At 30.8% G+C, this 21314-nt stretch carries 18 protein-coding genes, 1 other RNA gene and 1 other annotated feature; of the genes, 9 read left to right on the top strand and 10 right to left on the bottom strand.

Features of this window, described 5'->3' with window-relative positions; translation table 11 throughout:
- Window position 1 precedes the first annotated feature (1 nt).
- Genes B5S50_RS08795 through B5S50_RS08785 form a run of 3 tightly spaced genes read left to right on the top strand, consistent with a single transcriptional unit; the run spans window position 2 to window position 3100 of the window.
- Window positions 2–1063 (top strand): sensor histidine kinase, encoded by a 1062-nt coding sequence (locus tag B5S50_RS08795; RefSeq protein ID WP_065078366.1) that lies wholly within the window; start codon window positions 2–4, stop codon window positions 1061–1063.
- A gap of 5 nt (window positions 1064–1068) precedes the next feature.
- Window positions 1069–1821 carry an ABC transporter ATP-binding protein gene (locus B5S50_RS08790; protein ID WP_065078365.1) on the top strand — a complete coding sequence of 251 codons (753 nt, stop codon included), beginning with the start codon at window positions 1069–1071 and terminating at the stop codon, window positions 1819–1821.
- A gap of 1 nt (window position 1822) precedes the next feature.
- A complete protein-coding gene (locus tag B5S50_RS08785; protein ID WP_217303612.1) occupies window positions 1823–3100 on the top strand; it encodes an FtsX-like permease family protein in 1278 nt (425 codons plus the stop codon).
- A gap of 411 nt (window positions 3101–3511) precedes the next feature.
- Here the strand turns inward: B5S50_RS08785 and B5S50_RS08780 are convergent, their stop codons facing one another.
- From B5S50_RS08780 to B5S50_RS08745, 9 genes are all read right to left on the bottom strand, one after another.
- The gene (locus B5S50_RS08780) at window positions 3512–4471 is read right to left on the bottom strand and encodes a M28 family peptidase (protein WP_065078363.1); all 960 of its coding nucleotides are present in this window, start codon (window positions 4469–4471) and stop codon (window positions 3512–3514) included.
- A 106-nt stretch (window positions 4472–4577) separates the two neighbouring features.
- On the bottom strand, window positions 4578–4718 hold the full coding sequence (locus B5S50_RS21930) for a response regulator transcription factor (RefSeq protein WP_217303790.1): 141 nt from the start codon (window positions 4716–4718) through the stop codon (window positions 4578–4580).
- A gap of 164 nt (window positions 4719–4882) precedes the next feature.
- Window positions 4883–5686, bottom strand: a complete 804-nt coding sequence (locus B5S50_RS08770) for an ATP-binding protein (RefSeq protein WP_254306644.1) — start codon at window positions 5684–5686, stop codon at window positions 4883–4885.
- Window positions 5687–5691: 5 nt separating this feature from the next.
- Window positions 5692–6857 (bottom strand): IS3 family transposase gene (locus tag B5S50_RS08765; RefSeq protein ID WP_243121154.1). Its coding sequence is split into 2 segments (ribosomal slippage): window positions 5692–6599 and window positions 6599–6857, totalling 1167 coding nucleotides; the frame shifts between segments, so codons are not numbered across the junction.
- A 69-nt stretch (window positions 6858–6926) separates the two neighbouring features.
- Window positions 6927–8492 carry an IS21 family transposase gene (istA, locus tag B5S50_RS08760; protein WP_217301825.1) on the bottom strand — a complete coding sequence of 522 codons (1566 nt, stop codon included), beginning with the start codon at window positions 8490–8492 and terminating at the stop codon, window positions 6927–6929.
- 289 nt (window positions 8493–8781) lie between these two features.
- The gene (locus B5S50_RS08755; RefSeq protein ID WP_065078361.1) at window positions 8782–9150 is read right to left on the bottom strand and encodes a hypothetical protein; all 369 of its coding nucleotides are present in this window, start codon (window positions 9148–9150) and stop codon (window positions 8782–8784) included.
- Window positions 9151–9291: 141 nt separating this feature from the next.
- Window positions 9292–9651: a transfer-messenger RNA gene (gene ssrA / locus B5S50_RS08750) on the bottom strand.
- Window positions 9652–9953: 302 nt separating this feature from the next.
- Window positions 9954–10076, bottom strand: coding sequence for a hypothetical protein (locus B5S50_RS21810; protein WP_275507576.1), 123 nt, complete (start codon window positions 10074–10076; stop codon window positions 9954–9956).
- A 12-nt stretch (window positions 10077–10088) separates the two neighbouring features.
- Entirely contained in the window at window positions 10089–10241 is a 153-nt protein-coding gene (locus tag B5S50_RS08745; RefSeq protein ID WP_013240447.1) for a hypothetical protein, read from the bottom strand.
- A 139-nt stretch (window positions 10242–10380) separates the two neighbouring features.
- Between B5S50_RS08745 and B5S50_RS08740 the strand changes: the two genes are divergently transcribed.
- The 3 genes from B5S50_RS08740 (at window position 10381) to B5S50_RS08730 (ending at window position 12866) form a co-directional block, all read left to right on the top strand.
- Window positions 10381–11331, top strand: coding sequence for a phosphatase (locus B5S50_RS08740; RefSeq protein ID WP_065078360.1), 951 nt, complete (start codon window positions 10381–10383; stop codon window positions 11329–11331).
- Window positions 11332–11401: 70 nt separating this feature from the next.
- Window positions 11402–12127, top strand: a complete 726-nt coding sequence (locus B5S50_RS08735) for a polysaccharide deacetylase family protein (protein WP_254306756.1) — start codon at window positions 11402–11404, stop codon at window positions 12125–12127.
- Between the two features lie 373 nt (window positions 12128–12500).
- Entirely contained in the window at window positions 12501–12866 is a 366-nt protein-coding gene (locus B5S50_RS08730; protein WP_217303611.1) for a PilZ domain-containing protein, read from the top strand.
- Window positions 12867–13448: 582 nt separating this feature from the next.
- On the opposite strand, the gene B5S50_RS08725 is transcribed toward B5S50_RS08730, so the two are convergent.
- Window positions 13449–15050, bottom strand: coding sequence for a GxGYxYP domain-containing protein (locus B5S50_RS08725; protein ID WP_065078358.1), 1602 nt, complete (start codon window positions 15048–15050; stop codon window positions 13449–13451).
- A 201-nt stretch (window positions 15051–15251) separates the two neighbouring features.
- Window positions 15252–15461: a binding site (T-box leader), on the top strand.
- Between the two features lie 84 nt (window positions 15462–15545).
- Here B5S50_RS08725 and proS point away from each other — a divergent pair.
- From proS to B5S50_RS08710, 3 genes are all read left to right on the top strand, one after another.
- Window positions 15546–16964, top strand: a complete 1419-nt coding sequence (gene proS, locus B5S50_RS08720; RefSeq protein WP_065078569.1) for a proline--tRNA ligase — start codon at window positions 15546–15548, stop codon at window positions 16962–16964.
- Between the two features lie 214 nt (window positions 16965–17178).
- Window positions 17179–19032, top strand: a complete 1854-nt coding sequence (ftsH, locus tag B5S50_RS08715; protein WP_217303610.1) for an ATP-dependent zinc metalloprotease FtsH — start codon at window positions 17179–17181, stop codon at window positions 19030–19032.
- 103 nt (window positions 19033–19135) lie between these two features.
- Window positions 19136–21265 (top strand): UvrD-helicase domain-containing protein, encoded by a 2130-nt coding sequence (locus B5S50_RS08710; protein ID WP_065078356.1) that lies wholly within the window; start codon window positions 19136–19138, stop codon window positions 21263–21265.
- Window positions 21266–21314: the final 49 nt, after the last annotated feature.

Raw genomic sequence — 21314 nt, 5'->3', positions numbered from 1 at the left:
TATGGATAATAAAAAAGTATTAGTAAACTTTTTAAAAGATAAGTTAGCATTTACTGTTGGGTATTTCCTTAATACAAGTTTAATTCTTTTTTATGGTTATTTGATAAGTAATAAAAGTGATGTGATATACCCTTTACTTATATCTACAATAATATATGTATTTATAATATTTAATGAATGGATTAAATATTATAGGTTCAATAGAGGTTTTAATGAGGGTATAGAAAGTAGATACTTTGATTTAAATCCAAAAACGAATGAACAGAAAGAAATATCTAAAGCTATATTTAAAATTCATGAAAACTATACAAATAAGATAAGTACAATTTATGCACAAAATGCAGATAATAAATATTTCTTATCCCAATGGATTCATAATATAAAGACGCCCACTTCAATAATTGATCTTGTTGTTCAAAAAGCTGCTAAAGAAATAAAATATATTAACGAAAGTTCCACAATAAACCAAACAGATATATTAAAATTATTCTTGGATATAAGAGAAGAAAATGATAAAGTTAAAAGCGGTTTAGATCAAATCCTAAACATTGATAGATTAAATAGTTTTTCTAAAGATTATGATCCTCAAGAGGCAGATTTAGTTTTATTGTTAAAGGAAGTTATCAATAGTAAGAAAAACCAGTTTATTTATAATAATGTTTTCCCTAAAATAGAATTTAATTATGAAAAAATATTAATTATTACCGATAAAAAATGGAATAAGTTTATGCTTGAACAAATAATAGCAAATGCTATTAAGTATTCTGGAGATAGAAGTCAAAAGAAATATGTATATTTTAATATGTATTTAGATAATAAAGAAGTAAAATTAACGATTAGAGATGAAGGTATTGGAATTCCGGGTTATGATATAAAAAGAGTCTTTGAACCATTTTTTACAGGAGAAAATGGGAGAAAAGTAGGTAATGCAACAGGCATAGGCCTATATATATGTAAATTAATATCAAAAAAGTTGAATCACAATATAAATATAGATTCTGAAGTTGATAAGGGGACTACTTTTTCAATTACTTATCCATTAAAATTAGATACAACGGGGTGATACTAATGGAGATCTTGAGTGCCGAGGATATTATTAAAGTCTATGAATGGAATTTAGAAGTTAATCCTACTAATGTTTTGAATGGTATAAATCTCAGCATTGAAAGTGGAGAATTTACTGCTATTATGGGACAATCAGGCAGTGGTAAGACGACTTTGCTTAACATTTTGTCGGGAATCGATAAGCCTACCAGCGGAATAGTAAAGATAATGAATCAATACATAACTTCGCTAGACAAAACAGAACGTTCTATCTTTAGACGAGAAAACTTAGGAATTATATTTCAAAATTTTAATCTTCTTGATAATATTACCCTTGCAGAAAATGCTGCACTTCCATTGATATTTAAAGGTGTGAGTACAGAAAAAATTAATGAAAAAATAGAAGAATATTTTACGTTTTTTAATATATACAATATTAGAAATAAATATCCCTATAATGTATCTGTAGGTGAACAACAGAGGGTAACTGCATGTAGAGCACTAATAAATGATCCTTGTATTATTTTAGCTGATGAATCAACTAGCAGTCTTGATCCAAATACCTCAAAAAAGTTTATGAAGTATTTGCAAAAAATAAATGATCAAAAAAAAGCAACAATTGTTATGGCTACACATGACATATATGCTGCAAGCTGCTGCAGCCGGGTTATCTTTATAAAATCGGGGAGAATATTTGCAGATATATACACAAAAGGAGATCAGCATACTTTTTTTAATAGAATATTGGATACTCTTGCTGTAATTAGTGGTAAGTGATATGAATTGGAGAAAGATGCTTGAACAAACTATAAAATTAAATTTAGGTCAATATTTTGCATACATATTCTCTCTTGTAATTTCAGTTTCATTCTTCTTTGCGGAGCTAATATTTTATAATTCATATGTAACAGCAATTGGACTAAAAAATATTTTTATACTCCCCTCAATTGCAGTTTTTAATACAATGTTGTGGAACATTTTTACGTACATTTCCTTTATAAAATATAGGCAAAAGGAATTTACAACATTTTTGACTTTAGGAATGACATGCAGCGAAATTAAGATGCTAATTTTTATGGAAAATGTGCTAACTTTTTTTATCTATATGCCCATAGGATTGATTTTAGGTGCAGCATTTTCAAAAATTATTGTACTTTTTGCACTAAAATTATCGGGAATGCTTATTTTTACTTTTAAATTTCAATCAATTATTTTTATAGTTACAATTGGATACTATGTTTTTCTTACTATTATATTTATTTTATGGACATTTAAATTTATGGATAAGCTGTCAGTAATTAATGAAGTGAACTATAAAAATTTGTATATAAAATATTCTAAGAAAGAAGAGTTCGCAAAAACAATAATTTCTATTTTAATACTGTGTTATATAAATTTTAAGGAAAGAATGTTTGTAAACTTTCAATCTAGATATTATGTTGACTACTCTTTAATATGTACATTAGTAATTTATATATTATTTTTAATTTTTATAAAAATTTTTGCCGTTTTTATAAAAAGAAGTAAAAGCTTTTATTATAAGAGAATTTTATTAGTAAATGAGCTAGAAGATTCCTTCAAAAAAAATAAATATATAATTCTTTTTATTATTTTCCTAAACACTATATTTATTACCAGCAATAGAGTGTATAGTTTGCCAAATGTAAAAACATTTTTTAATATTTACAGCATTTTTCGTGGGTCTGCTTTCAATTTCATATATATGTTTATTGTACTATTGAGTTTTATTGTTTCTTCTAATATTTTATATTTTAAAGCAAAGATAGATTTTTGTGGCTGGCAACTTAAAAGGACTAAATTATATTATATTGGATTAATTGATAAGGAAATAGATACCTTGTTAACATATAAAATTAGAATAATATTTTTTTTACCTGCACTTTTAACGGTATTAACAAGTATTGTATATATTTATGTTTTAAATACCAATGGAGAATTTAAGATAGATACATTTAAAATATTGGCATATTATATTATTGTTCAATTGTTAGGATACATTATTACTAAAAAGAAAATATTAATATTAAATAACTAGTAAAGTGTTAATAATTATATAAGTTGTATATTTATTAAAAATTAGGACACAATATTAATATTAGAAGTTGATATATACAATCGTATAAAAGAAAAAAATAGAAGAATCCTTAGAAACTTTAGCAGAAACAAAAGCAGAGATAGAATTTTTGGTTGTCTGCAAGCGGGAGAGGCGTGTACGTGTGCCAAAAGTAAAATATATAAAAATAAATGATATTAAAAATATTAAGTTATAAATAAAATACTATAAGTATCATGAATTTTTTTAATATACTAAAGCAAGTAAAATCAATAGCTAGTATAAAAAAAGGGTGTCCAATACGTTGGATACCTTTTTTTACATATTTTTAGATAGGAGAAATAAAGATTATGATGAAGAAAACTCATATTGTGGTAGTCATCGGATAAATAGTTATTGTGGCAATTTCATTATGGTTAAAAATAAAAATATGAAGGGTAAAGATGCTATGGAAAATGCCATATGTAATATATTCATTAGTGGAATATATAATATAATCATTACTGCTATAGTTAGCAGCAAAGTATATTTTGGTTTTTCATTATTAGTTAATCTTATTATTCCTAATGAAAGAAATGTTAATCCTTTCTTTTTAATATTTAAGAAATCTGATCTACTTGAATCCTTATATAAATCTGTAATTAATGATGTAGTTATAGGATATTTTGCTTTTTTGTACAAATCCAATACTCTATCATTTTTTTCACTTGTCTGAAACATTATTGCAGGTCCACTAGTCCCTCTAGCTTCTAAGTTAATAACATATGATACATTTTTGTACAAAGAAAAATTATTATTATATTCCTCCCTTGATCCAATTAAATGCATCTCTTCTCCATCTGTTATTAATATTTTAATACCATTTTCTAATGTTTTTCCACTGTTTCTTATACTTCTTAATGTCTCTAATATTGTTGCAACACCATATCCATCATCTGATGCTCCAAAAGAATATCCTCCGGTATTTTGAGGATTAGTTCCAGCAGAATCATAATGGGCTATAAGTAATATATAGCTTCCATTTTCACCATTTTTATCATCAATTTTCCCATATATGTTACTTAAATTTGCTACTTGTCCTTTATCATTTTTTATATTTTTGTAGCTGAAAATCTTTGGATTCATATTTAATTCTTTTAGCTCATTAAATAAATATTGTCTTACATCCTTTAATGCTTTTTGATGAAATAAAGTTGAATGTGGTTCTTTACTTATTGCCTTTAAATCTTCTTTTGCTTTCACATAGGAAAAATTTCTGCTATTTTCCTTTGAATTTGGATAATACATTGTTATGCATCCTACTAAAATTGATAAAATACATACGACCAAAATTATAACTTTTCTTTTTTTCATAACTTCTCCTCCAATACTTACTGTATGGGAAGAGTATAATAATTCTTTTTTTATTTATACATAGTCTAAAGCTCTCATTTTACAAAAAAAAGCTAGTACATTAGTACTAGTCTCGCCTATTTATAAGGTTTATAAGCTCTACTTTATTTTTAACATTTACTTTTTTATAAATATTATAAACATGATTTTTTACAGTATTAGGGGATATAAATAATTTGTTACCAATTTCCTTATTGCTTAAACCCATGCAAATATAATCAGCAATTTCCTTTTCTCTATTAGTAAGACATTCTAAATCGTTTTTTCCTTCATGTGATTATTTCGCGGAAAAGAATCCAGTACGGAGCATAGCTCCGTACCAGTAATAATCCGTCTTGAATCCAGCAATTCACGGAATGAATCCACTTGAAATTATAGCTTGTGTTTAGCACAGTACTCACGCATGTTCAGGGATCCTGTTTCAACCCAGATTGCATTATGTACTATTCTGTCCATGATGGCATCAGCATGAACACCACCACCAAGTCTTGAATGCCAGTCTTCCTGACGGTATTGCGTGCAGAAGATAGTAGATGTTGAATCGTGTCTGCGTTCAATCAGTTCGAAGATGAAATGCTGTTCTTCTTCAGAGATATCTTCAAGTAGCCATTCATCCAAAATTAGCAATCCATAACAGCTATACTTCTTAAGTAGTTTTGCTGAGCCCTTAGTGACTAGAGAAGCCTCATCATGCTCTACTAATAAGTCTGGAAGTCTTATATACCTAGTTTTGATCTGATATTTGCAGGCTTGCCTTCCAAGTGCACATGCAAGATATGTTTTGCCAGAACCGGTAAAGCCTTGAAAAATGACATTTGAATTGTTTCCAATGAACTGGCATGTGGACAATTCTTGAATCACCTGCTTTTCAATACCACGTTCTGAATAATAGATATCATTTACTTCGGCTTTGGGAAGCCTGAACTTTGAAAGCTTCATAAGTCGCTGAATCTTACTGTTATATTTCTCCTGGTAAAGATAATCCATCAGCCTTTGTATGCGTTCATCAAATTGCAGAGTGACACAGTTGATGTCTCGCTGCTGTATTTCCAATGCAGTAATGAGTTCACTAAGATTCAGTTCACGCAGTTTTCGTTTTGTTTCATCGTTATGACCTTTCCCCAATAAAATAGACATCTTAAACTCGTAATATCTCTTTATTTCGTAGATTATCATAATTTTTATGCTGCTTTTGATTTTTTATTTGAATTGTTATAATATTTTTCAGGCGTTACATAACCATTAGAAGCATGTATTCTTTGCCTATTATAAAATATCTCAACATATTCAAATACAGCAGCACGAGCTTCTTCACGTGTTTTAAAGTGATTCCCATAAAGCCATTCACATTTCATTTTACCCCAGAATGATTCCATAGGAGCATTATCCCAGCAGTTACCTTTACGAGACATACTGCATATAAATCCATACTTATTTATTAAATTTTGGTAATCATTTGAGCAATATTGTGACCCTCTGTCCGAATGTAGAATAACACCAGTTGGTCTTCCTGCACGTTGATATGCGTCATTTAATGCGTTGATTACTAATTCTTTTGTCATTCTTTCATTCATAGATAAACCAACTATTTTTTGTCCACACAAATCCATTACTGCTGCTATATAAAGCCATCCTTCATTTGTCCACAGATATGTAATATCACTGACCATTTTTTCATTAGGTTTATCCACAGTAAAATCTCGATTAAGAATATTTTTTGCTACTGGAAGTTTATGATTTGAATTAGTAGTAGCCTTAAATTTCTTTGAAACCCTTGATTTTATGCCATTCTGATTCATGATACGTTCTACTCTTTTATGATTAATAGGTTTATCATTTTTCATATTTACTATTTTAGTAATTTTAACAGAACCGAATACATTTCTATTTTCTTTGTGGATTGTTTGAATTTGTTCTAATAACTGTTTATTTTCCTTTGATCTTTGACTTTCAGGTCTTTTATCCCATGCATAGTAACTGCTTCTTGACACGCTTAAAACCTTGCACAGCTTCGCTATTCTATATTTATGGCAACTAGCCTTGATAAACTCAAACCTCTTTATTTTAGGTTCTTGGCGAAGTAGGCTGCCGCTTTTTTTAATATTTCATTTTCTTCTTTAAGATCTCTAATTTCTTTTTCTAATCTTCTTAATTTCTCATCTTCAGGCTTAAGATGTCCACTGCCAGGAAAAGGTGTATCAGGTGATTCTCTATACTTCTTTACCCATCCATGCATTGTTGTTGGTCTTACTCCTAATTCTGTTGCTATCTTATTTAATGATTCTCCAGATTTCTCTAATCTTTTTATTGCTTCAATTTTAAATTCTGCACTATATTGTTTTTTCATAACCCTACCATTCCTTTCACTTTTAATATAACACGAGTTCCTCGTGTCTATCAAAGTGGGTAAGGGTCATTAATCATTACTGCTACCTCCGTAATACTCTGCACCACGTACATATCCACCTGTATTTTTCTTGGGTTTTACGGATGCATTTTTATTTTCTAGATAAATCTGGTCTTGATTAGTAGCAAGAATAGATTTAACATGATGATAGCGGGGCGTTTTGACTCTAGTTAGTGCCAACTCGCAGGCAGTTTCCAGACGGGCTTCTGAATAGGTTTTGCTCAAGCGTAAAACGGACAGGGATGGGTTGTATCCCTGTTCTTTTATTTTTACTCCAGCAAATATCCTATCAATAACCTCACCGGTACTGCTTCCGATAGAATAAGCCCGTCGTCTGATTCGTGTATTATCCCATTCAGGTTGTTGGAACTGATCAGGCATGTCTTCAGCGTGTGTTGAATAACGATTGATTACATAATCAGGAAACTTTGTATGGGTAGCAACACGTTCCCTTGATATATATATTTCCAAGTTAGAATCGGTAACTTTTAGGTCTGCTGTTTTACCAACATATTGATAAGGGCAGGAATATCGATTCTTGTTATAGACCACGTGACAGTCAAGATTTACTTTTCTGCCATAAATCCATTCAGCGATTTCATATGGGATGATTGGAAGATTATGAAGATAACTCTTTTCTTCTTCAAAAACTGCCTTTCGGCTTCCCTCACGTTTTTGGAACTTTTGGTTATTAAAGTCCGTAAGGGCATTTGAGACACCCATCTTTAATTCATGAAATGAGTAATAGAGCTTATTACGAAGTTTAGCAATGATGGCAGTTGCTACCTTTCCAACAGTACCTTCTACTGATGCTTTCTGTTTAGGTTTTCTGACTCCGGTTGGCATGATTGCTGTCATGTAATGAGAACCAAGTGCCTCATAATTGTCGTTAAGTATGATATCGCCTTCTTTAGGATGGGATATAACACCAGTTTTGAGATTATCGCAAACAGTACGGATGGTGACACCACCAAAGAATTCATACATGTGAATATGACATCTAAGCCATGTGTCCTGCTTCATATCAAGACAGGGCTCTACATATGAATACTGGCTATATGGAAGTGTAGCAACAAACAGATATACGGTAATCACTTCACCTGTTGTAGCATCAACATAAGACATCCCTGGTCCTGACCAGTCTACTTCTGTGATGACACCTGGCTTGTGATCCAGATGATTAGTCAGTTTGTTTGCAATCGTATAATCACTGTATCCCTCGCAGAATTTAGTGTAGCCCATAGAGATTTCGTTGGAGCTATTACATTTATCACAGTATTCCTGCCAAAGCAGTTTTAATGTAACACCAACTTTCTTCAATTCTTTGTGAACATACTCATAATCAGGATTCCTATACATATTTTCGATGACATGCTTATCCGGATAGAAAATCCGATATACGATTTCCTCATCCATGTCTTTGACAGTATCGAAGGTAATGCCGAGAGAATCAGCGATGTGAAACACATCACTAACAGAGTTTTTAGACATATGCCTGGTAGCTGCAATTGTGTTACGTGACATACGTGCTGCTCGAAGCTCTAGGATGAGCTTCACTTTGATTTTATTGGCCATAAAAAGGCCTCCCTTCTGTAAAATTAGGTAGCTTTTAGCTCCATATTTATTGTACAGAAGATTTATGAATAAGTGGAATCATTCCACGAATGACCTTATAAAAAACAGAGTGGAATCATTATGCGAATAGGTGGCTCTCAATTGCGTATTGATGGCTCCGTGAACGCGAAATAATCATTCATGCACTATTTCGCTTTCTTCTTTAATACAGCATAGTATTACTAATATGCATTGAAGTATATATATTAAACATAAATAAGGTACATCTTTGAGAAATACAATCTTATAACTAAATAAAAATAATATGCATGTTGCTATTATTAGTCCTATAATGATTTTTACCTGCACATTTATTTTTTTTATATAATTTATTATCCTTAACCTTCTTAATAATTCTATATACATAAAAGATAACTGCTGCTGCTAAAAAATAACTTATTACATTAATAATATTCTCTATTTTATATTCTGATAATATTTTTCTAATATAAATAAATAGAGTGTCTATTAAAAACCATATAGAAAAAATAATTTCTCCTATAACTATGTATTCTAATATATTTTTTTTATGCTTTTTATATACTAACCAACTTAATGTAATACATCCTACGCCTAATGAAAAACATAGAAAATGTAAAATAATTATTATATGTATCATATTGTCCTCCTGTAATAGGTTGTACAACTATATATTAACATATCGTGAATATAAATATGTGCATTTAATTCTCAGGAACTATTTACAAGACAATTATGACACACAAAAAAACCGTACTGGATTCCAGTACGGTCATATGTATGGTGGAGGCGAGGGGAATCGAACCCCTGTCCAAAAGCAGAAACATTTGAGCATCTCCGAGTGCAGTCCTTAATTTAACATTCCCTCTTTCAGACGCCTAAGGACAGGCTTCTGAATTCAGTAGCTTCATAAATTCCGTTCCTAGGTCAAAGCTTTCCTAGGCTCGTTTCCCCGCTGTCGACGCCAGACCCTAGATCGCGGGAAGTCTAGGCTGACGGCTAGCAGACTATGCTGCTAAAGCTAAATTTTCGTTATTGTTTTCGTTTATATTTAATCCCATAGTTTTTTAACGCGGGCCCACAGGTTCCCTCGACTCGCTTCTCAAACACATCACACCCCTGTCGAAACCATTGCGCCCCCATGTTGGGTTAAGTGTTTGAATACTTAACATTGCATAATTATTATCTTATGTAGTATTAAATTATATCACCCAGATTGCTATAAGTCAAATATAAAAAAATTGAACTATAACAAATAATAAGAAAGTATTCCAAAATTAGTTATACTATATGCGTTTAAAAATAGTTTATAGAATATGATTTTTACTTTATAGATTACCCCTTGAACTCAAAAGTTTTTTAGAGATTTAAACTACTTTTATAAAGCTAATTTAGGGAGAAATCATTATATATTGTTAATGACTTCTCCTGTTTTAAATGTTTTTATTTTGCTGACTGCTTTTTATTGTTTTTATTATGATTTTGTCCTTCTTCAGTAATAGGTATCTGGCCTTTACTTTTTTTAGCTCTGGCCTTTTTGTTATCAGGCTGACTGTCCTTTGTCATTTATATTACCTCCTAAATTAATCCTGCTTTCTTATTTCCAGTTTTAGCTTTTCCCTGGATTTCTTTCACAGGTTTCACAGTATTTCTATTAGATTTCATCTTTTTATTGCTTTCAGTACCATGAGGGTCACTTGGATCGGGCCTTCTCATTCCTGCTTTAGCCATAAAAATACCCTCCTTAGATTCAAAATACATAGTTATTTTTAGCATTGAATAAGAAAATATACACATAATAAGCAGAGATATTATTTATCAAATATTGAAAAAAATATATAAATAATTAATAAAAAAGAGGTGGCAAGGTATGAAGAAAAAATTAAGCATTTTTATGTGCACTATGTTTTTAGTATCTTTACTTGGAGTACCTGTAGTATATTCCAAGGAAGTTACACAAATGCAAAATGAAAATGTGCAGCTTGAACACATACAAAATAAAAATGTACAGCTTAAAATAGACTCTAAAAAGAAAAATAAAATTCCTAAGAGATTCAGAAAAACTACAGATGACATTAGAGTTTATGGTAAAGCCTTAAATTTGAAGGGATTATCCTCTTTAAATGCTTCAGGCAGCGCACAGTTTACAGGGCAGAATATAAAAATGGTGAAAGAGGAAATAGGTAATGTACCTATATTGGTAGTAGATTTAAGGGAAGAGTCCCATGGTTTTATAAATGACTTGGCAGTTAGCTGGGTAGGAGAAGAAAAAAATAATGCAAATAAGGGACTTACTAAGGAGCAGGTATTAAAGGATGAAAGCGAAAGGTTAAAAGGTATCAAATTAAATGAGGAACTTGATATTGAGAAAAAAGAAATAATTCCAGCTAAAGTTCAAGATGAGAGGGAACTGGTAGAAGAAAATAAGATGTCCTATGTAAGAATACCCGTTACAGATACAGAAGGTCCTACAGATGAAATGGTGGATTATTTCATAAGTATTGTAAAGAAAACACCGCCAGGTACATGGATGCATTTTCACTGCAAAGCTGGAATTGGAAGGACTACTACGTTTATGACAATGTACGATATCATGAAAAATGCTAAGGATGTAAGCTTAGACGATATAATGGAGAGACAGATTTTGCTTGGAGGAAAAAATTTACTTAAGCCTTTTCATAAAGTTGGAAGTAAATCCTCAGAGAGATCCGAATTTATAAAGAAGTTCTATGAATACGCAAAAGAAAATAAGGATAATTTTAATACTAGTTGGTCTGAGTGGTTAAAAAGCAATAAAGATTCAGTTAAAGACTTAAATTAGGAGGTCTTATAGATTGAAACATAAAAATAATATATTTGTCAGGACAGCTGTATTTATGTGTATATTTTTTATGACAATAAACTCCAATGTGGTTTTCGCAAATAATTCAAAACATAACTTGAATGAAGATTTACAGAAGGACAATAAAAAAATAATTTACTTAACTTTTGATGATGGACCTAGTAAACTTACAGATAAGTTTCTAGATATACTAAAGGAGAACAATGTAAAAGCTACATTTTTTCTCATAGGTAATCAAATAGAAGATAATGAACAGGTAGTAAAGAAAATATATAGTGAGGGTCACAGTATAGGACTTCACACATATACTCATAAATATAGAAAAATATACAAAAATGGTGACAGTTTTATAGATGAAATGAATAAATCTAACGAATTGATAAAGAAAGTTACAGGGAAGGAAAGTCACTTAATAAGATTCCCAGGAGGGAGCAGGAAACATCTAAATAAAAGTTTTTTAGAGAAATTGCACAACAATAAGTTCAAAATATATGACTGGAACATACAGGCATCTGATGGAATTAACCCCAAAAGTCCACCGGATAAACTAGTCAAAGAGGCTACTAAAGATCCAGATAAACACAATCCAGTAATACTTTTAATGCACTGCGATTATATGCATAAAAATACTTGCATTGCTCTCCCTGAAATAATAAAGTACTATAAATTACAGGGCTATGAGTTTAAAACTATAACAGAAGATACAGGGGAGGTTTATTTTCCAATAAGAACTAATAAAGCTTCTTCATTTTTAGAAAAGTTATTTAAAAATTAGTAAATGTAATAATATAGTTTTTATAATTGAGGTTTGAACTTATACGTAACATATAATCTATAGTTGAGAATATTTAAATACAAATTTTTAATTGTAAATAAATGTTATGAAGTATTCTCAACTATTACTTTAATCTATTACAATATCAGTATATTATTGTACAACCATTGCCAATATTAATAAAATTTTAGTATATTATATCAAATTATCCCAATATTGATTGAAATTAATACCATTTTTGTTTAAAATGAAAATGGTATTTTTGTGCTATAGATAAAATAAAAAATTAGACTAAGATTAAATAAAATCCATGAATTTTATAAATAACATGAATTTTGCCAATAAGAACAGTATTAATATGGGGGTAAAGTAAGTGATAGAAAATTTTTTAGATAAAAAAGCTACAATATTAAAAAAAGAAAAAAGAGCAAATAAAAGATATAAGTATGACTATAATTTTAAAATTGAAAGCGTAAATTTAAAAGAAATAAATTTAGATGTGCTAGGTGTAAATATTTCTATTAATGGAATAGCCTTTATCTCCAATATAAGTTTTGAAAAAGGCGACATGTTATCAATTGCCTTTAAATTTAATAATGTAACTATACCTGCAATTATTAAAGTGCAGCACGTAAATATATGCGATACTGGATTTTTTGTTGGTGGTGAATTCATAGCTATGCAAAATATGTATAGAGAAGTATTAAAAAGAGGATGTGAGACTTTTTCTGTAAAGTAGCTTTCTATAACAATTCTTTAATGGCAGATATTATTAAAATTAAATCTCATCTTAATTTTCAATATATAATTTAAAAATAAGTATGTAAATAGCGCTTCCAAATTTCAATTGAAAACTCTATGTGGGTATTCTAGCTTAAAATCAACTGTAACTATTAATTTTTATGGGATTAATCTATATAGAGTTTGTAAGTGGAAGCTGAACTTATACCTGAAAATAATGCTGACAAAATTGAAATCACACTTAAAAACTTTTTTTATAAATCTTAGTGAGGTATTTTAGAAAATCTTAGAAGCTTATATATGTCTGAGGTATGAGTTTATATAAGTTTCTTTAGATTTTCAAAATACGGAACTTTAGACTTATCAAGTGATTCTTAGGTTCAGATGGAGTTTGCTTATAAGGATGACTTTCCCAAGCTGAATCTTAGAAGAACTTATCCAGGCGCGTAGCAGTGCTTACCCCCCACTTTGATAAAAGATGGGGGGTGTTAGCAATGGTAGCGATCGGATAAAAAGTTTTTAGTCTGATGAAATTTGTCAGCATATGAACTGGTATAAGTCAACTTCTCAGCTACAAACCTCATGTGTGCAGATTCTTTTTCATAATATCCATAAATGTATCTGGTGGAACAACTTTTACTTTAGGATTTTTATTTAACTCGTTTACTACTTTTTCTATGTCTTTCATGGATTTACTCCATGCATGAACGTACACAAATGTATAGGTTTCAGGTTTGGATATGTTGGTGTATCCTTTATTAACATAATTATTTATGTTGTTTATAAGAGCATCTTCCTCTTCCAGTCCAGACCAGAGTACATCTCTGCAGGACACCACTGGCTTTCCATTGCTCCATACAATTTTACCTTTATAGTCATTTTGCTTGCTATAATTAAGGTAGAATATACCATCAACATTTGAACAACTAGTGTATTTATCCCATAATTTAGTATCATAAAGTGACCAGTCATCCAAAACTGACACATACCTTTCATCTACATCTGCCATATAATTGTTTAATCTTTTCAGATATGCATTTAAAGAATCTTCCTCAAACTTACTAGGGTACATATAACCATTACCAGAAGGTGATACTACAAAGTTATCTCGATGAGAATTTGAAGATGCATTTTTATAATATAGTTTAAAAACGGTAGGTGTCAGTTCATACATAGAAGGACTTATGCTGAATCCCATATTAAAACTACCTCTTTTAGGAGAGCCGTACCATTTTTCAGATCCATAATTACTTCCAAGGTTCCACTGCTGGTTATCTCCATCTGACATTATAAAAGTTACATAGTGCATAGGCTGAGAGAAAAGTTTTTTATCAGGATTTACACTGCTTTTTTGTGTTAAAGGTACTGATGGAAAGGCACTTAATACTGTTAAATTGTAAGACCAATCTGCAGGAACCATACTTACTCCATTTTTAGAGGCTGCACTTACATTACCATGTTCGTCAGGCCCCCACCCAAGGCACGTAGAGTCCTTTTTCATAGACCCAAAAACTTTATCCCTTAGTGAGAAATCTTTTAGATCATCCTCATAAAACACTAGACATTTACTCATGATGCCATAATCTCTAAGAGGAGCATTTTTATTTGGAGACAGCTCAATTACAACGGAATGGTTTAGTCCTGAATTCCACAAATTATTATAAGCCCAATATTTATCGGTGTTTACACAATCACCCTGCATTTTAATTCCTGTATTTTTAACCTTATTTTCTATAGACTTATCTATAACTATAGAATTTTTTAACGCTGCAAGAGAGCAGGCGTTGTTAATGGAAGGGTTTTTTTCAGGATAACTGTTGTAAAGTACATATCCAGATACTAGTGATTTAAATGTATCTAGCAAATACCAGGGATCTTTTACTGTGGTATAGGTTACCCCGTAATTTGATTTCAAATCATCCAGCCATATTTTGTAATCAGGTTGATTTTTATTTAAGGTATATATTTGAGAATTTGACTTATTTGATATTACTCCCTGAAGGGTGACTATCATAGTTTTTTCTACAGGAGTTAGATCATTTTGGTAAATTACATAAAGGTGATGCGGTATCTTTGAGTTTTTTACATAATAAGGCTTGCCTAAAAAAGCATGTACATTTGGAATAAATGCACCAATTAAAAAAATAGAAAGAATTAATACAATAAATTTTTTGAATTTCATATAAATTTACCTCCTGATTTTATTATGCAGCTTTTTGGTTAGTTTATTAGAAATTTGATTTGGTAAAGTATAGCAGCAGCTGTTTAAAAAAGTAAGAATATTTTTAGACGCATAATATTTGGAGAAACCCTAATTTCAAAAAATATATTGACAATAAATTTCCTATATTCTATTATATAGAAAGAGTTTAACTAAATATAGTGATATGCAAAGAAGAGGATTAGTAAAAATGATATTTTTTTAAGAGAGGAAACGGGTGGTGAAAGTTTCTAAATGTACATTTTGAACCTACCTTTGAGTTCTGTTAGGATACAGCGGTAATTGCCGTTATAATTATAATTGAGAGAATATGTTTAATGTTTTAAATATATTAATCAGGGTGGTACCGCCGACGTAACCTCGGTCCCTTTTGGGATTGGAGGCTTTTTTATATTTCAAAGAAAAACTAGTTGCACTAAATTGAAATTTTGGAGGTAATTAAAATTGAGTAAAAAGATGGTAGAACAAATAACATCAAGAGATGAAGATTTTGCACAGTGGTATACAGACATTGTAAAAAAAGCAGAATTAGCTGATTATTCAAGTGTAAGAGGCTGTATGATAATACGTCCTTATGCCTATGCTATGTGGGAAAATATTCAGAGTTATTTAGACAAGAGATTTAAGGAGACAGGACATCAAAATGTATATATGCCTTTATTTATTCCTGAAAGTCTTCTTCAAAAGGAAAAAGATCATATAGAGGGATTTGCACCAGAAGTTGCCTGGGTAACTCACGGTGGTAATGAAGAACTTACAGAAAAATTATGTGTTCGTCCAACATCAGAAACATTATTTTGTGAACATTATGCTAAGATAGTGCAGTCTTATAAAGACCTGCCTAAGCTTTACAATCAGTGGTGTTCTGTAGTTAGATGGGAAAAGACTACAAGACCTTTCCTTAGAACTACAGAATTTTTATGGCAGGAAGGTCATACTATACATGAAACTAAGAAGGAAGCACAAGAAGAAACTACAAGGATGCTGAATGTATATTCGGATCTTTGTGAAAAAGTGCTGGCTATTCCAGTATTAAAGGGACAGAAAACTGACAGTGAAAAATTTGCAGGAGGAGAAGCTACATATACTATAGAAGCACTTATGCATGATGGAAAGGCACTTCAGGCTGGTACATCTCATTACTTAGGACAGAACTTTGCAAAATCTTTTGGAATGCAGTATTCAGATAAAGAAGGAAAACTTCAATATGTATACCAGACTTCCTGGGGTGTAACAACTCGTCTTTTAGGAGCAATTATAATGGTACATGGTGATGATAATGGACTCGTAGTTCCACCTAGAATAGCTCCTACTCAGGTAATTATAGTACCTATAGCACAGCATAAAGAAGGAGTACTGGATAAGGCAAATGAGCTAAAAGATAGAATAGCTAAATTTGCAAGAGTCAAACTTGACGACAGTGATAAAATGGCTGGATGGAAGTTTAGTGAATATGAGATGAAGGGAGTTCCTGTACGTCTTGAAGTAGGACCAAAGGATATCGAGAAAAATCAAGTTGTACTTGTAAGGAGAGACAGTGGAGAAAAGATAATAGTATCCATGGATAACTTAGAGAAGGATATACCAGATCTTTTAGATAAAATTCATGATGGTATGTTTGAAAAGGCAAAAAATCTTATAGAAAACAATACAAATAATGCTGTAAATATGGAAGAGTTTAAAGATATAATGGAAAATAAAATAGGTTTTGTAAAGGCTATGTGGTGTGGAGACGCTAAATGTGAAGAAAAAATTAAAGAAGTTACTGGTGCATCTTCAAGGTGTATTCCATTTGAACAAGAACATATTTCAGATACCTGCGTATGCTGTGGTAAAAAAGCTGATAAATTAGTTTATTGGGGAAAAGCATACTAAAATATGTTTAATATAATACTTTAATTTTTAGAAATACTATCAAAATTTTGATAGTATTTCTTTTTGGTGAATAAACTTAATGGTTACTTGCAAACATTATAGGTATTTGGTTAAAAATAACTTTAAAAATATTTTGTAAATACTAGTAGGAAAAATAGTATTTATTGCTATAATATAAATAGATTATGAGTTGAAATAAAGTGGAGGCTTACATATGTTTAATAGCAAAAAATTTAAAGGCAACAAATTCAAATATGTTATTTATTATTCACTATTAGCTGTTATAATTGTGTTTATAGTTAATGAATACTCTAGTCAATTAAAATATGAGCACATAAAATATAGTGATTTTATAAATTATATTAACCAAAATAAAATATCTAATGTACAAATATCCAAGGATAGGCTAATAATAACCCCTAAGGATAAGGATAAAGCTCACAAAGGAAAAATACTTTATACTGAAAGGGTAGATGATCAGGATTTAATTAAAAAGTTAAATGATGCCAAAGTCCAGTATGAAGGTGTGTCACAGGAAAGCTCTTTAATGAGAAGCCTTTTTACAAATTGGATTTTACCCATAAGTATAATTATGTTTTTTGGAAGTATTTTAATGGGAAGACTAGATAAAAAAATGGGCAGTGGAGTTATGTCCTTTGGAAAGAATACTGCTAAAATATATGCGGAAAATGAAACTGGCGTGAACTTTAATGATGTGGCAGGACAGGAAGAAGCTAAAGAGTCTCTGATTGAAATAGTTGATTTCTTGCATAACTCTCAAAAATATGTATCAATAGGTGCAAAGCTTCCTAAGGGAGCACTCCTTGTAGGACCCCCTGGAACAGGAAAAACTCTTCTTGCAAAGGCTGTAGCAGGAGAAGCTAAAGTCCCATTTTTCTCTATATCAGGTTCTGCTTTTGTAGAGATGTTTGTAGGTATGGGGGCATCTAGAGTTAGAGATTTATTTAAACAGGCGCAGGAAAAAGCTCCTTGCATAGTATTTATAGATGAAATAGATGCCATAGGTAAAAGTAGAGGTGGCAACGTATCTGGAAATGATGAGAGGGAGCAAACTTTGAATCAACTTCTTGCAGAGATGGATGGATTTGATTCTTCTAAAGGAGTTGTAATTTTAGCAGCTACCAATAGACCGGAAGTACTTGACAAGGCACTTTTAAGACCTGGAAGATTTGATAGGAGGGTTATAGTAGATAGGCCTGATCTAAAGGGAAGGGAAAGTATACTTAAAGTTCATACTAAGGGAGTTAAAGTTTCAGAAGATATAGATTTAAATTCTATAGCAAAATCGACTCCTGGAGCTGTAGGAGCAGATTTGGCTAATATGATAAATGAAGCTGCTTTAAGGGCAGTAAAAAACGGTAGAGAAGAAGTAATTCAGGAAGACTTAGAAGAATCAGTAGAAGTAGTTATGGCTGGTAAAGAAAAGAAGGATAGAATTTTATCTGATACTGAAAAGAGAGCTGTTGCTTTTCATGAAGTAGGTCATGCACTTGTGGCTGCATTATTAAAACATACGGATCCTGTACATAAGATAACTATAGTTCCAAGGACCATGGGTGCGCTAGGGTATACTATGCAGCTTCCTACAGAAGAAAAGTATCTTGTTAGTAAGGAAGAAATGATAGATAAGATATGTGTTATGTTAGGAGGAAGATCTGCAGAAGAAGTAGAGCTTAATAGTATATCTACAGGTGCATCCAATGATATTGAAAGGGCTACAGAAACAGCTAGGAGCATGGTGACTATGTATGGAATGACAGATAGATTTGATATGATGGGTTTAGAGTCAATGCAGGATAGATATTTGGATGGAAGACCAGTGCAAAATTGTAGTGCGGAAACGGCTTCTATTATAGATGATGAAACCTTAAAAATAATAAAAGAATGTCATGAAAAGGCAAAGAGTATTATTAAAGATAATAAGAATTTACTCGTAAAGATATCTGAAAGTCTAATTGAAAAAGAAACTCTAATGGGAGAGGAATTTATGGACATAATAAAAGAATATAATGACAAAAAACAGGAAACTCAGGATACAAGACTCTGATTATAAACTACTCTAAAGCATTTGAAAGAAAATAGGCTAAAATACTCACTGGTTATTTCTTTGAAAATGCCTAATGGTTAACTTATGAAATGGAGATAGTAATATGTATAGAGATGATTTAAAAAAGGAATTGGAGAAAGAAGTCGAACTAAACCTTGAAAAGGAAAAATTAAAAGAAGTCTTAAAGGAAATTGAGGTACAAATTCTAGAATACATTGGGATTAGAAAAAAAGTAATAGATTATATTTTAAAGCTAAGAGAAAAAAATTTGGAACAGTACGAAGATGATGAAGATAAAGTTATAGAATATTTCAACCATGAAATGTACGAAAAGGAAGAACAGTATAGGCTAGTAAACAAAAGTATAAAAGAACTTACTATACTGAGCAATTCACCTTATTTTGGTAAGGTAAAATTTCAGGATGAATATGGAGAGGAAGAAATATACATAGGTAGGTTTGGTGTTACAGGGAGGAAAAGTTACGAACCTATTGTAATTGACTGGAGATCACCTGTAGCTGCTTTGTTTTATGCAGGTAAACTGGGAACTGTAAAATATACATCTCCTATGGGAGAAGTAGAAACAGAAGTACTTTCTAAGAGACAGTTTATTATAAAAAAATCTAATCTAGTAGGTATGTTTGATTCTAGTATAGATGTAAAAGATGAAATCCTGCAAATGGTACTTAGCAAAAATGCTGGTGAAAAGTTAAAAGATATTGTAATGACTATACAAAAAGAACAGGACAATTTAATAAGACAGCCTAGAACAGGAGCTATTGTAGTAAATGGAGTAGCAGGAAGTGGAAAAACTACTATAGCACTGCATCGAGTAGCTTACTTATTATACAATTATAGAAAGGTTCTTCAAGGAAAGGTACTGATATTAGGTCCTAATAGCATATTTATAGATTATATCTCACTTGTACTTCCAAGTTTAGGAGAGGAAAAGGTTACTCAAACTACTTTTAGAGAATTTGCAGAGGATATGCTAAATGTGCCTTATATAATGGATTTTAAGGATTATATGGAAAAAGTATTAAGTCACCAAAAAGATTTTTCTGAAGAAATTAAGTATAAGGGTTCTTTACAATATGTTCAGGATATAGATAATTTTATTGGCATCTTGGAAAAAGACTGTTTTAAGATAGAGGATGTGTTTTTTTACGATAAACTTATAATATCTGGAGAAGACATAGATAAGATGCTTAATTATTATTTTAAAGATATGCCTCTGTTTAAGAGAAGTTCCAGGATAAAAAGAGTCATATATTCAAAAATAAGGGATGAAAGAAACAGGCTAATAATATCTATACAAAACGAGTATGAAAATAAGGTGAAGAGTCTAACGGAAAGTGAACTAAATGATTGTGGAAATGAGCTGGAGTATAAGAGACGAAATGATATAAGAGATGTAATAAAAGAAGTAATTAATATCAAAAAAAATAAGTTAATTTGGCTTAAAAACCCTGATGTAATTACATTATACAATGATTTTAATGGAAATAAACTGCTAATTTATGATGACTTAGCTCCTATTTTATATTTAAAAATAAAGCTGGAAGGGTTAAGATATAGAGATGAAGTAAGACATATAGTGATAGATGAAGCACAAGATTATTCCCCACTACAGTTTCGGGTTATTTATGAACTTACAAAGTGTAAATCTTTTACTATAGTAGGAGATACCAATCAGAAAATTATATTTTCAAAAGAGACACCTGCTGTAGAAAAATTGGAAAACATACTCCCAGATTTAGAGATAAAGCGTTTTTCATTAAATAAAAGCTATAGATCCACAAATGAAATAATTGATTATGCGAATAAATATCTAGAGGGGGATAAAACCGTACCCCTAGTTAGAAGTGGAAAAAAAGTTGTGGAAAAAAGGGTAGATAATTCCAAAGAACTTGTGGACAAAATACTCGATAATGTTGTAAAATTAAAAGAAAGAGGTTATGAAAGTATAGCCATAATTTGCAGGGATTTAAAAGACACGGAAGCTATAGGTAATTTAATAAAAGCAAAAATTCATATAAATGTGCTTGATAGAGAAGATATGATTTATTCCAGCGGTGAAGTTATACTTCCAAGTTATTTCGCAAAAGGTTTAGAATTTGACGCGGTTATAATGATAGACACCTGTGAAAAAGATGAAAATACATTAAAATATATAATGACTACAAGGGCACTGCATGAATTATATGTGTATAAGACTTCCTCGATTAATTAAAAGTTTACTGAGCTTCAGGTTTAAATCAATTATCCTGAAGCTCAGTGTT

It is taken from the genome of Clostridium sp. 001 (genome assembly GCF_019056555.1).
In the GTDB taxonomy this organism is placed as follows: domain Bacteria; phylum Bacillota; class Clostridia; order Clostridiales; family Clostridiaceae; genus Clostridium_B; species Clostridium_B ragsdalei.
The sequence above is the reverse complement of the archived record's forward strand: the minus strand, read 5'-3'. Positions and strand labels throughout refer to the sequence as shown.

Bases quoted from the DNA above. Each gene is read 5' to 3' on its own strand.
- B5S50_RS08795 (WP_065078366.1), top strand. From the start codon at position 2: ATGGATAATAAAAAAGTATTAGTAAACTTTTTAAAAGATAAGTTAGCA.
- B5S50_RS08790 (WP_065078365.1), top strand. From the start codon at position 1,069: ATGGAGATCTTGAGTGCCGAGGATATTATTAAAGTCTATGAATGGAAT.
- B5S50_RS08785 (WP_217303612.1), top strand. From the start codon at position 1,823: ATGAATTGGAGAAAGATGCTTGAACAAACTATAAAATTAAATTTAGGT.
- B5S50_RS08780 (WP_065078363.1), bottom strand. From the start codon at position 4,471: ATGAAAAAAAGAAAAGTTATAATTTTGGTCGTATGTATTTTATCAATT.
- B5S50_RS21930 (WP_217303790.1), bottom strand. From the start codon at position 4,718: ATGGGTTTAAGCAATAAGGAAATTGGTAACAAATTATTTATATCCCCT.
- B5S50_RS08770 (WP_254306644.1), bottom strand. From the start codon at position 5,686: ATGATAATCTACGAAATAAAGAGATATTACGAGTTTAAGATGTCTATT.
- istA (WP_217301825.1), bottom strand. From the start codon at position 8,492: ATGGCCAATAAAATCAAAGTGAAGCTCATCCTAGAGCTTCGAGCAGCA.
- B5S50_RS08755 (WP_065078361.1), bottom strand. From the start codon at position 9,150: ATGATACATATAATAATTATTTTACATTTTCTATGTTTTTCATTAGGC.
- B5S50_RS21810 (WP_275507576.1), bottom strand. From the start codon at position 10,076: ATGACAAAGGACAGTCAGCCTGATAACAAAAAGGCCAGAGCTAAAAAA.
- B5S50_RS08745 (WP_013240447.1), bottom strand. From the start codon at position 10,241: ATGGCTAAAGCAGGAATGAGAAGGCCCGATCCAAGTGACCCTCATGGT.
- B5S50_RS08740 (WP_065078360.1), top strand. From the start codon at position 10,381: ATGAAGAAAAAATTAAGCATTTTTATGTGCACTATGTTTTTAGTATCT.
- B5S50_RS08735 (WP_254306756.1), top strand. From the start codon at position 11,402: ATGACAATAAACTCCAATGTGGTTTTCGCAAATAATTCAAAACATAAC.
- B5S50_RS08725 (WP_065078358.1), bottom strand. From the start codon at position 15,050: ATGAAATTCAAAAAATTTATTGTATTAATTCTTTCTATTTTTTTAATT.
- proS (WP_065078569.1), top strand. From the start codon at position 15,546: ATGGTAGAACAAATAACATCAAGAGATGAAGATTTTGCACAGTGGTAT.
- ftsH (WP_217303610.1), top strand. From the start codon at position 17,179: ATGTTTAATAGCAAAAAATTTAAAGGCAACAAATTCAAATATGTTATT.
- B5S50_RS08710 (WP_065078356.1), top strand. From the start codon at position 19,136: ATGTATAGAGATGATTTAAAAAAGGAATTGGAGAAAGAAGTCGAACTA.